13 protein-coding genes are annotated in these 12,540 nt (G+C 67.2%); 11 read left to right on the top strand and 2 right to left on the bottom strand.

The features are described from left to right. Nucleotides 1–21: 21 nt before the first annotated feature. Nucleotides 22–870 (bottom strand): outer membrane protein assembly factor BamD, encoded by an 849-nt coding sequence (locus ABDZ95_RS06865; RefSeq protein WP_343792024.1) that lies wholly within the window; start codon nt 868–870, stop codon nt 22–24. Between the two features lie 257 nt (nt 871–1,127). Here ABDZ95_RS06865 and ABDZ95_RS06860 point away from each other — a divergent pair, with 257 nt between their 5' ends. The 10 genes from ABDZ95_RS06860 to ychF all read left to right on the top strand — a co-directional run bounded on the left by ABDZ95_RS06860 (nt 1,128) and on the right by ychF (nt 11,610). Next, a complete protein-coding gene (locus ABDZ95_RS06860; protein WP_343792022.1) occupies nt 1,128–2,063 on the top strand; it encodes a ribose-phosphate pyrophosphokinase in 936 nt (311 codons plus the stop codon). A gap of 86 nt (nt 2,064–2,149) precedes the next feature. Further along, on the top strand, nt 2,150–3,340 hold the full coding sequence (locus ABDZ95_RS06855) for a hypothetical protein (protein ID WP_343792020.1): 1,191 nt from the start codon (nt 2,150–2,152) through the stop codon (nt 3,338–3,340). A 130-nt stretch (nt 3,341–3,470) separates the two neighbouring features. Then, complete coding sequence (locus ABDZ95_RS06850; protein WP_343792018.1) at nt 3,471–4,559, top strand: hypothetical protein; 1,089 nt, start codon at nt 3,471–3,473, stop codon at nt 4,557–4,559. A gap of 143 nt (nt 4,560–4,702) precedes the next feature. After that, entirely contained in the window at nt 4,703–5,407 is a 705-nt protein-coding gene (locus tag ABDZ95_RS06845) for a 50S ribosomal protein L25/general stress protein Ctc (protein WP_343792016.1), read from the top strand. Nucleotides 5,408–5,481: 74 nt separating this feature from the next. After that, a complete protein-coding gene (gene pth / locus ABDZ95_RS06840; protein WP_343792014.1) occupies nt 5,482–6,105 on the top strand; it encodes an aminoacyl-tRNA hydrolase in 624 nt (207 codons plus the stop codon). 61 nt (nt 6,106–6,166) lie between these two features. Beyond that, nucleotides 6,167–6,556 carry a DUF2946 family protein gene (locus ABDZ95_RS06835; protein WP_343792012.1) on the top strand — a complete coding sequence of 130 codons (390 nt, stop codon included), beginning with the start codon at nt 6,167–6,169 and terminating at the stop codon, nt 6,554–6,556. A 77-nt stretch (nt 6,557–6,633) separates the two neighbouring features. Next, nucleotides 6,634–8,673 carry a TonB-dependent receptor family protein gene (locus ABDZ95_RS06830; RefSeq protein ID WP_343792010.1) on the top strand — a complete coding sequence of 680 codons (2,040 nt, stop codon included), beginning with the start codon at nt 6,634–6,636 and terminating at the stop codon, nt 8,671–8,673. Further along, nucleotides 8,673–9,968 carry a PepSY-associated TM helix domain-containing protein gene (locus tag ABDZ95_RS06825; protein WP_343792008.1) on the top strand — a complete coding sequence of 432 codons (1,296 nt, stop codon included), beginning with the start codon at nt 8,673–8,675 and terminating at the stop codon, nt 9,966–9,968. The genes ABDZ95_RS06830 and ABDZ95_RS06825 overlap by 1 nt, the downstream gene beginning before the upstream one ends. Before the next feature lie 12 nt (nt 9,969–9,980). Then, on the top strand, nt 9,981–10,436 hold the full coding sequence (locus ABDZ95_RS06820) for a copper chaperone PCu(A)C (protein ID WP_343792006.1): 456 nt from the start codon (nt 9,981–9,983) through the stop codon (nt 10,434–10,436). A gap of 79 nt (nt 10,437–10,515) precedes the next feature. Beyond that, nucleotides 10,516–11,610 carry a redox-regulated ATPase YchF gene (gene ychF / locus ABDZ95_RS06815; RefSeq protein WP_343792004.1) on the top strand — a complete coding sequence of 365 codons (1,095 nt, stop codon included), beginning with the start codon at nt 10,516–10,518 and terminating at the stop codon, nt 11,608–11,610. Here the strand turns inward: ychF and ABDZ95_RS06810 are convergent. Continuing rightward, a complete protein-coding gene (locus tag ABDZ95_RS06810; protein WP_343792002.1) occupies nt 11,603–12,115 on the bottom strand; it encodes a hypothetical protein in 513 nt (170 codons plus the stop codon). The genes ychF and ABDZ95_RS06810 overlap by 8 nt on opposite strands. Nucleotides 12,116–12,243: 128 nt before the next feature. On the opposite strand from ABDZ95_RS06810, the gene ABDZ95_RS06805 reads away from it, so the two are divergent. After that, the gene (locus ABDZ95_RS06805) at nt 12,244–12,507 is read left to right on the top strand and encodes a hypothetical protein (protein ID WP_343792000.1); all 264 of its coding nucleotides are present in this window, start codon (nt 12,244–12,246) and stop codon (nt 12,505–12,507) included. Nucleotides 12,508–12,540 lie beyond the last annotated feature (33 nt).

The following is a 12,540-nucleotide window of genomic DNA, read 5'->3' as shown; positions in this document are numbered from 1 at the left end:
TAGCGGAACATATCGAAAACGTCAGCCCGGGATGATGCGGCGCAGCCAGCTCTCGCGCTGGCCGGTCGGCTGGACCGTCGGCGTCTCGCCCTCGCGGGTCAGCAGCGCGTAGGCTTCCGCATACCAGGGGCTGCCCGGATAGTTGTAGCCGAGGACCGAGCCGTTGCGGTTCGCTTCGTCCTTCAGACCCAGCAGGGTGTAGACCTCAACCAGACGGAACAGGGCCTCGGGGGTGTGCGAGGTGCGCTGGAACGACTGGTTGTCGATGACGGCCTTGTAGCGGTTGATGGCCGCCAACGGCTGGTTGGCGCGCTGGTAGTAGCGGCCGATGGCCATTTCCTTGCCGGCGAGCTGGTCGTTGACCATGTCGATCTTGACCGTGGCGTCGATGGCGTAGGCGGTGCCCGGGTAACGACGGGCCACATCGCGCAGGCCTTCCAGCGACGCCTGGGCATAGCCCTGATCGCGGCCCACGTCGGTGATCTGCTCGAAGTTGCAGATGGCCTTCATGTAGAAGGCGTAGGGCGCGCTCGGATTGCCCGGGAACAGGGCGATGAAGCGGTCGGCCGCCTGGATGGCCTCAAGATAGTTGTTGTTCTGATAGTAGGCGTAGATCTGCATCAGGATCGCGCGACGCGACCACTCCGAATACGGATGCTGACGCTCCACTTCCTGGAAATAATCGATCGCATCGGCCCACCGACGCGATTCGAGGCGCGCATAGCCCGTGTTGTAGAGTTGCTCGACCGGACGCTCCTCATAGGCCAGACGCGGGCGGTTGCCGCGGTTGCCCGAGCAGGCAGCGAGAGACAGGGCCGAAACGGCGACGAGCGCCAGGGCCAGGCCGGAGCGATACTTCGAAGCGGACAAGAACGACCTCTGTGCTTGGCCCTGCGGCCTTCAGGCCTTCTTTCAGGCCCCTGAACATGACTTGCCGTGGGCATCGACCCGCGGCGCCCCCGAACGTGACGCGATCTCTACACCAGCGAACAACCCTGCGCCAATGCATGAAGAGACGCCGAAAAAGACGTCCTCATGCCTTGTGGCCCGGCGATCCGCTGATATGAAGCCCGCCAACGCGCGGCGGCATTGTCAGCCGGGCGATTGCGCCGAAAGGATGACCGGACATGAAGCTGCTGGCTGGCAACTCGAACCGGACGCTGTCCCAGGCCATCGCCACCCACCTGGATATGCCCCTGACCAAGGCCCAGGTGAAGCGTTTCGCAGACAACGAAGTCTTCGCCGTCATTGAGGAAAACGTTCGTGGCGAGGACGTCTTTATCCTGCAGTCGACCAGCTATCCGGCGAACGACAACCTGATGGAGCTGCTGATCATGACCGACGCGCTGGTGCGCGCCTCGGCCAAGCGGATCACGGCCGTTATGCCCTACTTCGGCTACGCCCGGCAGGACCGGAAGACCGGCGGCCGCACGCCAATCTCGGCCAAGCTGGTCGCCAATCTGATTACTCGCGCGGGCGCCGACCGCGTCCTGACGATGGATCTGCACGCGGGTCAGATCCAGGGCTTCTTCGATATCCCGACCGACAACCTGGTGGCCACGCCCGTGCTGGCGCAGGACATCAAGGAGAACTACCCGCGCGGCGACGACCTGATGATCGTCTCGCCCGACGTCGGCGGCGTGGTGCGCGCCCGTTCGCTGGCCAGCCGTCTGGATGCGGATCTGGCTATCGTCGACAAGCGCCGTCCGAAGGCCGGCGAGAGCGAAGTCATGAACATCATCGGCGACGTCGAGGGACGCCGCTGCATTCTGTTCGACGACATCGTCGATTCGGGCGGCACGCTGGTGAACGCCGCCAAGGCCCTGATCGATCAGGGCGCCACCGAAGTGTCGGCCTATATCAGTCACGGCGTCCTGTCGGGCCCGGCTGTCCAGCGTGTTCAGGACGGTCCGTTGAAGGAGCTGGTGATCACCGACTCGATCGACCAGCCTCACGAAGTCCTCAACTGCGACAAGATCCGCACCGTGTCGGTCGCACCGCTGATCGGCGAGGCCATCCGTCGGATCGCCAACGAGGAATCGGTCTCGAAGCTTTTCGACTGATCGAGGGAACCGCATCGGCCTCGCCTCATTCACGCCAGAACCGTCGACATAGCATCGGCGGCCACGGGGCGGATCGAGGAGTATTCATGCCGAAGTTTCCGGTACGCGGCGTTTGCGCCGCAGCCGCCGCCCTGCTGCTGGCCAGTTGCGGCACCACCGCTGCGGAAAAAGCCGCCGAGGCCGAAGCCGCGCGAATCGCCGCCGAACTGGCCGCCCGCACACCGCCTCCGATCGCGCTGGCGGACAGCGTGGCCGAGTCCGCGGCCATCTATCTGAGCTTCACCCGCGACATGGCGACCATCCAGGGCGGTTTCGCCAGCGCCGCGGAGGTCCAGGCGGCACTTCGCCGTGGCGCCGCCTACGATCCGACGCAACTGTCGCGCGGAATGGTCGCCTATGGAGCCATCGTCGCCCTGCAATCGCCCGAGTTCGTCGCCGGCGTGCGTCAGTACGCCTCTCACGCCTCCGTCCGTCAGGAGCTCGCAAACAATATCGCCGCAGACCCGCGCTGGGTTCTCAACCTGCCGGGAGCGGATGCCGGAGCGGGCCTCGTCATGGCGGTGTTGCGCGATGACATTGATGCCTTGAGCCGCGCTGCGGACTCCATCGAGACCGACGCCTACACCATCCAGAACCGCGGCGACCCGCGCCGCGCATGGGCGGTCGCGCATGTCGCCGATCGTTCCCAGAGGCTGGACGCCGTGAAGGCCGGCGCGACGCGAACCATGCTCGCGCCTGAAGCGGAGGTCGCCCGGCTGCGTTCGGCTGCGCTCGCTGGTTCCGGCCTCGGCATCGCGACGGATCGACGCCGCGAAGCCCCCTACCCTCCGATCGTTGAACAAGCTCTGGCGCTGGCCGCGCTGGCGGCCCTTGGCGAAGGCGGAAACCCCGCCCAGAGCCGAACCGACGCGCTGCAGACCGAAACGGTCAGCCAGGGCTGCCTGACTGAGTCCAAACTGAACCTCTATCAGTGCCTTGCAGCCTCGCGTCCGAGCTACGAGGACATGTTCTGCTTGGGCCGCCACATCGTGCGTGATCTCGCGACGTGCGCTCGCGGCGCCTCACAGCCGGCTGCGATCGTGAGCGTGTCCGATGTGTCGGTCGCGCCCGAACCGCCACAGCCCCGGATCACGCCTTCCGCCCTTCAGCCATCGCCTGTGCCGGCCCCGGCTATTCAGACTCCAGCCGGCCAGCCCGTAACAATTTCACCGACGCCTTCGCCTCCCGGGCGGGTTCTCTCGCCGACGGAGCGACTAAATCGCGCGCCGGGCGGCTAGGTCGATCACGTGATTGCGAGGTGACCGCAACGCTTTGATTAACGCTCGGAGAACCTCTTTGCCCACGATATAAGCGCCTCATCAGTTGGGACGCTGCGCATGTGGGCGCGCGGTCGACGGGGGTTCTGTAATGTTTCACGCTCATATGCGCCGCGGCCTTGCATTGGCCGCCGTCGCCGCTGCCGCCATTCTCGCCAGCTGCGCTACCGACGAGCCCCCGCCGCCCCCGCCTCCGCCGCCCCCTCCGCCCCCGGCCGTGACCCTGAACGAGGGTGTGGCCCAGGCCGCCTCGATCTATGTCGCCTTCATGCGCGATGTCGGCACCATCCCGGCGGGCGGCTTCCAGGACGCGGAATCGATCCAGGCGGCGATCCGCAAGGGCGCCGCATATGAACCGGCGCAGTTGTCGCGCGGCATGATCGCCTACGGCTCTATCGTCGCCCTGCAGTCGCCGGAGTTCGTGGCCGGCGTTCGCACCTTCGCCGTCGATCCCGCCGTTCGTCAGGAACTGGTCGCTCGACTGATCGCCGATCCGGCCACCGCCGTGACCCTGCCGGGCGCAGAGGCGGCCGCGGGCCTGATCGTCGACATCCTCGGCCGCGACGTCGCCGCCATGCATCTTATTGCAGAGGGCGTCGAGGGCGACGCCTACACCATCCAGGAACGCCGTGATCCGCGCCGTCGATGGGCGACGACGCCGATCCCGAATCGTGAAGTCCGCCTGCAAGGCGCCAAGACGCTGTCGGCCGCCGCCATGCTGCCGTCGGCCGAAGAATCGGCCCGGCTGTTCACCGCCGCCCACGCTGGCACAGGGCTGGAACTGACGGGCGGTCGCTCGGGTCCGCCCTATACGCCTGCGGTGACCCGTTCGCTGGCCTTGGCCGCTCTCGCCGCGCTCGGCGCCGGCGGGGAGGAATCACGCGCCAGCACCGAAGCCATGACGGTCGATCAGAACAGCGAGTTCTGCCTGAACATGTCCAAGTTGATGCTGTTCCAGTGCCTCGCGGCCTCGCGGCCGAGCTATGAGGACATGTTCTGCATCGGCCGCCACATCGCCCGCGACCTGTCGACCTGCACGGCGCAGAACATCACGCCGGCCCCGGCCGAGGCCCCCGCGACCTCGATCGCGGACGCCCCGGCGCAGTCCTCGGTGGCCGCCAATGCTGCCGCCGCGGCAGCGTCGGTCTCGAGCACGACGGCCCCGACCGCCGGTAGCTGAATCCGTTAATGCGCGATTGGCGCCGGTGGGCGGTTGCGTCCACCGGCGCTTGCGTGTAATAGCCCGCGCTCTTGAATTCGAGGGTGCATACCCCGCCGCTCCGGCCCTGGTTGGCGCGGCGTTTCTGTTTCTGTTGAGGCGAGATGGCCGAGATCATTCTGAACGTGGACGTCCGCGATGGCGTCGGCACCGGTGGCGCCCGCGCCGCCCGTCGCGCTGGCATGGTGCCCGGCATCCTGTATGGCGGCGACAAGGCTCCCGTCGCCATCTCGGTCGACGAGAAGTCGTTCCGCAAGTCGCTGTACACCGGCAAGCTCCTGGGCCACCTGGTGACCCTGAAGTACGGTGACGAGACCCAGCCGGTCATCGCCCGCGACGTGCAGTTCGACCCGGTGTCGGACCGTCCGCTGCACTTCGACCTGATGCGCGTCGATGAAAAGCAGACCATCAAGATCGAAGTGCCGGTTCACTTCATCAACGAAGACCAGTGCAAGGCCTTCCGTCAGGGCGGTTCGCTGGAAATCGTCCGTCACTCGGTCGAGATCGCCGTCCGCGCCGATCACATCCCGGAAGACCTGATCGTCGATCTGGCCGGCCACAAGCTGGGCGACACCATCCGCTGGTCGGACATCAAGGTCCCGAAGGGCGTCGAGCCGACCATCACCGACCGCGACTTCGTGATCGCCTCGATCAAGACCTCTTCGGCCGCCAAGGCTGCTGACGAGATCGAAGAAGCAATCGCCGAGGAAACCGCTGCCGCCGAGGCCGCTGCCGCCGACGAAGTCCCGGCGACCGAGCAATCGGCCGAAGGCGACGAAGCCGCCGAGGGCGAAAAGACCGAAGGCTAAACCCTTCGATCGACTGTTTCTGGAGCGGCCCCTTCCGGTTACGGATGGGGCCGCTTCCTTGTCCGGAGCATGCCATGATCATCGTCGCCGGCCTCGGCAATCCGGGCCCGAAATACGAGAAGAACCGCCACAACATCGGCTTCATGGCGGCCGACGAGATCGCGCGTCGCTGGAACTTCGGACCCGAACGAGCCAAATTCCAGTCGGTCATCCGCGAAGGCGAGGTCCAGACGGCCAGCGGGCCGGTGAAGGTCCTGATGATGAAGCCGCAGACCTATATGAACGAGAGCGGCCGGGCCGTCGGCGAGGCGGCGCGCTTCTACAAGGTGAAGCCGGAAGAGGTCATCGTCTTCCATGACGAGATCGATCTGGCGCCCGGCCGCTTCCGCATGAAAAAGGGCGGTGGGGCCGCTGGCCAGAACGGCGTCCGTTCCATGATCAGCCATCTGGGCGCCGAGTTCCGGCGCGCCCGCATGGGCGTGGGGCATCCGGGCGATCCGCAGCTGGTGCATCATCATGTGCTGGGAGACTTCGCCAAGGCCGACCAGACCTGGCTTCAGGCCATGCTGGACGCCTGCGCCGACGCCCTGCCCTTCGCCCTCGCCGGTGACGACGAGCGGTACCAGGGCGAGGTCATGCGCCTGGCCCCCGCGCCGAAGTTCAGCCCGCGACAGGCCGCGCAGGGCAATCAGGGCTGAGGGCGACGGGCGCGACACGATCGCGCCTTGCATCGCTCGACGGCGCAGCTAGACGAGACGGGTGAACCGCAGCACCGCTGATCACTGGTCGCTATCGCGCTCGCTGGCCTTCCTGGCCGCGACGTTCGCGATCGTGCTCGGGACCCTGCTGCCGTTCGGCGCCATGGCCGCCGCCCGTCCGGGCGAGACCATTGTCTTCTGTTCGTCTCAGGGCCCGCAGACCGTGCAGGTCGGCGGCGACGTCGATGGTCCCGGAGGCAAGGCCGAGCCGGCGAAATGCGCCGCCTGCGTGATGCCGCTGCTGGCGGCTCTGCCTGTTCCGCCGTCGCCCGAGCCCATAGCCGCGCCGGTCGTCGCACCCGCTGCTGTCTGGGTTGCCGAAAGCGTTAGCCCTCCGCCGCCGGCCCGTGCGCCGCCACGTCCGCCGTCCACCGCCCCGCCCCTCGCCTGAAGCAGACCTGACGCCTCGCGCGTCGCCCCACGTCGCCGTCCGGCCGCGTGGCGATCTTCTCTGTTTCAGGATTTCCCATGTCTCTCATGACCCGTGCGGCGCCGTGCGCGCTGCTGCTCGCGGCTATGGCCGCTCCCGCCTTCGCCTCCGACATTCCCGAACTCCAGTCCCAGGCGAGGCTGGACACAGTCATCGTCGAAGGGCGACGCTCGGAGGCCGATCGGGCCATGCAGGCCTCTGCCGCCCGACTGGCTGAACGCGCCGGAGCCACCACCGTGATCGCCGCCGCTGATTTCGAGAACGGCCGCGCCACCACCCTTTCGGACCTGATGACCTATGCGCCCGGCGTCTACGCCCAGACGCGCCACGGCGAGGAGGTGCGTTTCTCGATCCGGGGTTCCGGCATCCAGCGCGGCTTCCTGATGCGCGGCGTCCAGCTCTATCAGGACGGCGTGCCGTTGAACCTCGCCGACGGCGGCGGCGACTACCAGTCGATCGACCCGCTGGCCTTGCAGCACATCGAGGTGTGGCGCGGAGCCAATGCGCTGGAATATGGCGCCAGCACGCTCGGCGGCGCGGTGAATTTCGTCACGCCGACCGGGCACACCGCCGATCGCTCCAGGCTCAGGGTCGATGCGGGTTCACATGGTCAGCAGCGTATCCACGCCATGCTGGCGGGCGCTGACGCCTCTCTCGACGGCGTTCTGAGCGCCACACGCAGCGAACAGGACGGCTGGCGCGAGAACTCGGCGACCGAGGCGACCCGCATCACGGGCAACCTCGGCTACCGGTTCAGCGACGCGCTGGAGGGGCGCCTGTACCTGACGCACATCGACAGCGAGTTGCAGCTTCCGGGTAGCCTCTCCAGGGCGGCCCTGGACGCCAACCCCCGACAGGCCGCGCCAAACAGCTCGCGCCTGAAGGCCGGCAACAACTACACGCTCAACCGTGCCGCGGGCCGGCTGACGTGGACGCCGGAAGCCGGGCGCGAGATCACCGCCTCGGCCTGGGTCTCGGAGCGTGACCGCTTCCACCCGATGACCATGGGCATTCTGGACCAGACCTCGGATGACATCGGAGTCGATCTGCGGGCTGCCTTCGATCTGGGCGGTTCGGATCTGGCCCGGCGACTGATCGTCGGCGTCTCGGTGGGCCGGTACGAGGGCACGGAGGATCGGTACACCAATCCCAACGGAAGCCCCGGCGTCCGGACGGGCCTGAACGAGGTGCAGGCGGACCTGCAGACGCTGTACGCAGAGTACTCCCATGGCCTCACGCCGGACCTGACGCTTCAGGTTGGGGCCCAGGCCACGCGGGCGACTCGGACGCTGGAGAACGTCACGAACCCCGCCGGCAGCTACGACAAGACCTTTGAGGCGTTCAGCCCGAAGCTGGGGCTGATCTGGGCTTCGTCTCCGACCGATCAGGTCTTCGCCAACGCCAGTCGCTCCTTCGAGCCCGCGCCCTTCGGCGAGGCGGCCGTTCGTCCTTTGCTGCCGATTCCGAACCCGCAGGAAGCCACCACGCTGGAACTCGGCTGGCGACGGCATGCGGGGCCGGCGAGGCTGGAGGCGGTCGCCTATCGGGCATGGATCGACAATGAGTTGCTCGCGCTGACCGATGCGACCGGAAACTCGATCGGCACGGCCAACGCCGACCGGACTATCCATCAGGGGCTTGAGCTCGGCGCCAGCCTGCCGCTGGGCGACGCCGTCAGTGTGCGGGCGACCTACCTGCTGAACGACTTCCACTTCGATGGCGATGCGAACTACGGCGACTATCGCATCGCCGGGATCGCCCAACACCTGCTTCATGCCGAACTGGAATGGCAGGCGGCGTCGTGGCTGTCAGTCGCGCCCTCGATCGAATGGCAGCCCTCCGGCGTCTGGATCGATCACGCCAATACGGTGAAGGCGGAGAACTACACGCTGGCCCACCTTCGTCTGTACGGCGAGGTGACGCAGAGCGTCCGCTGGTTCGCCGATGTCCGGAACCTGTTCGACCGGGAGTACATCGCCGGCACCGCCGTGCAGGCGAATGCGCGAGGGCTGGATGGCGCCTGGTACTTCCCCGGCGATCCACGCTCGGCCTACGTCGGCCTGCAGGTGCAGTACTGATGGACGGGGCCTATCGTGCGGTCTGGCGCTGGCATTTCTATGCCGGCCTGCTGGTCCTGCCCTTCCTGATGCTGCTGGCCCTGACCGGAGGCATCTATCTGTTCCAGGCCGAGATCGAGGATGCTCTCCAGCGCCCCGTGGCCGAGGTGACGCCGGCGGCGACGCAGGCGTCTCCGGACGCCTGGCTGGCTTCGGCGAGGGCAGCCCAGCCGGGCGTCGTGGTCAATCTTTTGAGGCCGGCCCGCGAGGATCGGGCGGTTCGGTTCACCGTCCGCGAGCCGGACGGCGACCAGCGGTTCGTCTTCGTCGATCCCTACACCGCTCGGGTGACCGGCACGACGCCGGCCGGCGGTGTGACCGAAACGGTCAAGCAGATCCACAGCCTCGCCATCGCCGGGCCGTGGGCGAACCTGCTGATCGAGATCGTGGCCGGTTGGGCGATCATCCTCGTCGCGACCGGGGCCTATCTGTGGTGGCCCCGCAAGCGGGAGGTGGGCGTCCTGACGATAAGGGCCAAGGCCGGACGACCCTTCTGGCGGGACCTGCACGCCGTTACGGGCCTGTATGCGGGCGGGATCATCGTCTTCCTCGCCGTGACTGGCATGCCCTGGTCCGCGGTCTGGGGCGAGCAGGTGATGGGGGCGGTGAAGAACACGCCCTGGGGCCGCCCGCCCGCGCCTGTCGCCGGGGCGTGGCAGACGGCTCATCACGACGATGCCCCCGTCGGCGCGGGCTGGACGATGGAGGGCATGATCCTGCATACGCCCGGCCATGCCCACGGCGATCTGGCGACCGTGCTGGAGGCCGTCGACAGGCAACAGCTGGCACGACCCTACATCCTGTCGATCCCGTCCGATCCGGCGGCGACCTGGACGGCGACTGCGCAGGTCGTGAAGGTCGAGGACAGCCGCGCCCTTTACGTCCGCCCGGACGGCGCGGTCGCAGCCGACATCGGCTACGCGCAGTTCGGCCCGGCGGCAAAGGCGATCGAGTGGGGCATCTACACCCACCAAGGCACCCAGTTCGGTCAGGCTAACCGCATCCTCATGCTTCTGGGCTGCATCGCGATCTGGGTCCTGTCGATCAGCGGCGCGATCATGTGGTGGCGCCGCCGGCCCAAGGGTCGATTTGGTGCGCCAGTCGCCCCGCCCGGCCGTCGTCTGCGTGCTGCGGTGCTTGGCATCGTCATTCCCTTCTGCATCCTCTATCCCCTGACGGGACTGAGCCTTCTCGTCGCCCTGCTGCTGGATCAGGCAGTCAGGGCGGTGCGGCGGCTCCGCCCCGTTGCGTCCTGAAAGGAGCTTCTCATGAAGCGTCTGCTTCTCGTGGGCCTGCTGGCCCCTGTCGCCCTCTCCGCCTGTAGCCAAGGGCCGTCCGGCGGCTCCGAACGGGTCTCCGTCGCCACCGCCTCGGAAGCCTTCTGCCGTCCAACCCCGAATGGCCGCCAGATGACCGGCTGCTACCTGACCCTGCGCACGACCGGACCGGACCGGCTCGTTTCGGTCAGCTCCCCGATCGCCGGGCGCGTGGAGATCCACGAGAGCAAGATCGAGAGCGGCATGATGATGATGACCGAGCTCAAGGCAGGGCTGCCGCTTCCGGCCGATCAGCCCGTCGAGCTGAAGCCCGGCGGCAACCACATCATGCTGCTGGGCGTCTCCGAGCCGCTGACCGCCGGCCAGACCGTACCTCTGACCCTGCGCTTCGAGGTCGCCAATCCGATCGAGGTCGTGGCCGAGGTGCGTCAGCCCACGGCCGAGTAGGCCTGCCGATCAAGCGCGAGCCTGACAAACGGGCCGCGACCCGCTAAAGGCTCGCGCTCACTTAGGAATACCCAGCCTCATGGCCCTGAAAGTCGCGATCGTCGGCCTGCCCAACGTCGGCAAGTCCACCCTGTTCAACGCCCTGACCAAGACAGCGGCGGCCCAGGCGGCCAACTACCCGTTCTGCACCATCGAGCCGAACACCGGCGACGTGGCCGTGCCGGAGCCGCGCCTGAACGTGCTGGCCGAGATCGCGGGCTCGAAGGAGATCATCCCGTCGCGCATCACCTTCGTCGACATTGCGGGCCTCGTCCGTGGCGCGTCGAAGGGCGAAGGTCTGGGCAACCAGTTCCTGGCCAACATCCGCGACTGCGACGCCGTGGCCTTCGTGGCCCGCTGCTTCGTCGATGACGACATCACCCACGTCGAGAACCGCATCGACCCGATCTCGGATCTGGAGATCATCGAAACCGAACTGATGCTGGCCGACCTCGAAAGCCTCGAAAAGCGCTACGCCAACGTCGAGAAGCGCGCCAAGACCGGCGACAAGGAGATGCAGGGCACCCTGCGTCTGATCAATCTCGCGCTGGAGCAATTGCGCGCCGGCAAGCCGGCCCGCGTCGCCGAGATCTCGAAGGAAGACCAGAAGGCGTGGCATATGCTGCAGCTTCTGACCTCCCTGCCCGCTCTCTACGTCGCCAACGTCGATGAAGGTTCGGCCGACAAGGGCAATGAGCTGTCGGAGCTGGTCGCCAAGCGCGCCGCCGCCGACAACGCCAAGTCGGTCGTCATCTCGGCCAAGATCGATTCCGAGCTGGCCGTTCTGGACGCCGAGGAGCAGGCGGAGTTCCTTGAGACCCTCGGCCTGGCCGAGCCGGGCCTGAACCGCCTGATCCGCGAAGCCTATGCCCTGCTGGGCCTGCAGTCCTACTTCACCGTGGGACCGAAGGAGGCGCGCGCCTGGACCATCCATATCGGCGACACGGCTCCGCAGGCCGCGGGCGTGATCCACACCGATTTCGAGAAAGGCTTCATCCGCGCCGAGACCATCGCCTACGATGACTACGTCGCGTTCAAGGGCGAGGCGAAGGCCCGGGAAGCCGGCAAGCTGCGGGCCGAAGGCAAGGCCTACGTCGTCAAGGACGGCGACGTGATGAACTTCCTGTTCAACTAGGCCTCTTTTCGTCCGCCCCGGCCGGCGCAGGCGTCGCGCTGGGGCAGCGGATCAGTTGTACCACCGCGTTGTCGCGGTTGAGCCACGTCAGGCTCAACGCCTCGCCGACGGCTGAAAGGCGCACCCGCTCGCGATTGGCAGCGCCTTCCGCCTCGCAGGCGAGGGTGGCCTCGTAGCCGTTGTTGACCTGGTCCAGCGAGGTGATGGCGCAACTGTTCTCGTAGCCTTCGAACCGCGTCGTGGAGATGCTGATCGGCTGTTCCGCGCCACTGGTGTTGGCGCACCACGAGGCTTGGGCCGCCCAGCGGCCGACGAAGGAGGCGGGGCCGGCGCCCGGCATCAGGCTGTCGAGGCCCGGCGGCGGAGCGGGCGGTGGCGCGTCGGAGCCCGCGGCGGTGATAGGGTCGGCCGGCTCGGTCGGCGGATTGACGTTGGAACGCTCGCAGGCCGCGAGAACCGTCAGCGGTGCGAGGGCGAGCACGGCGATGTGTAGAGCGCGAGTCATGCCCAAGTAACGCCGGTTTGGCCCACAGGCTCCCTGTTCTCCCTGATCACGAAATCGCGGTGACGCTTGCATCCCCTGCGAGATTTTGCGACCGGTTCTTCAGTGTCGAGAACAAGGGGGCGTCCCGCATGGCTCAGAACACCAATCCGTGGGGCAAGAAGCTCGATCCTCTGGCCGAGGATGTGGCCGCCGTGCTGATGCGCATGGGCGGGTCCGCTCACCAGAAGGATGTCGTCGAACGCGTCGCGGCGATGAAACGCCAGCGCGGCGAAACGGTCGCACAGGACCTCGCGGCGAAGATCGTCGAGGTCTTCGAGCACTATCGCGACCTGTTCTTCCGTCCGTTCGGCGAAGGCTCGCAGCGGTGGGCGCTGCAGCCCGGTCTGGCCTGATCCAATCCTCCTGACGAAAGAAAGGCCCGCAGC

This window comes from Brevundimonas kwangchunensis (assembly GCF_039523815.1).
GTDB lineage: Bacteria > Pseudomonadota > Alphaproteobacteria > Caulobacterales > Caulobacteraceae > Brevundimonas > Brevundimonas kwangchunensis.
This window is presented reverse-complemented; position numbering and strand designations above follow the sequence as displayed.

What these genes read in the sequence shown, in the direction of transcription:
- ABDZ95_RS06860 (WP_343792022.1), top strand. Translation starts at nt 1,128, where the DNA reads ATGAAGCTGCTGGCTGGCAACTCGAACCGGACGCTGTCCCAGGCCATC.
- ABDZ95_RS06855 (WP_343792020.1), top strand. Translation starts at nt 2,150, where the DNA reads ATGCCGAAGTTTCCGGTACGCGGCGTTTGCGCCGCAGCCGCCGCCCTG.
- ABDZ95_RS06850 (WP_343792018.1), top strand. Translation starts at nt 3,471, where the DNA reads ATGTTTCACGCTCATATGCGCCGCGGCCTTGCATTGGCCGCCGTCGCC.
- ABDZ95_RS06845 (WP_343792016.1), top strand. Translation starts at nt 4,703, where the DNA reads ATGGCCGAGATCATTCTGAACGTGGACGTCCGCGATGGCGTCGGCACC.
- pth (WP_343792014.1), top strand. Translation starts at nt 5,482, where the DNA reads ATGATCATCGTCGCCGGCCTCGGCAATCCGGGCCCGAAATACGAGAAG.
- ABDZ95_RS06830 (WP_343792010.1), top strand. Translation starts at nt 6,634, where the DNA reads ATGTCTCTCATGACCCGTGCGGCGCCGTGCGCGCTGCTGCTCGCGGCT.
- ABDZ95_RS06825 (WP_343792008.1), top strand. Translation starts at nt 8,673, where the DNA reads ATGGACGGGGCCTATCGTGCGGTCTGGCGCTGGCATTTCTATGCCGGC.
- ABDZ95_RS06820 (WP_343792006.1), top strand. Translation starts at nt 9,981, where the DNA reads ATGAAGCGTCTGCTTCTCGTGGGCCTGCTGGCCCCTGTCGCCCTCTCC.
- ychF (WP_343792004.1), top strand. Translation starts at nt 10,516, where the DNA reads ATGGCCCTGAAAGTCGCGATCGTCGGCCTGCCCAACGTCGGCAAGTCC.
- ABDZ95_RS06810 (WP_343792002.1), bottom strand. Translation starts at nt 12,115, where the DNA reads ATGACTCGCGCTCTACACATCGCCGTGCTCGCCCTCGCACCGCTGACG.
- ABDZ95_RS06805 (WP_343792000.1), top strand. Translation starts at nt 12,244, where the DNA reads ATGGCTCAGAACACCAATCCGTGGGGCAAGAAGCTCGATCCTCTGGCC.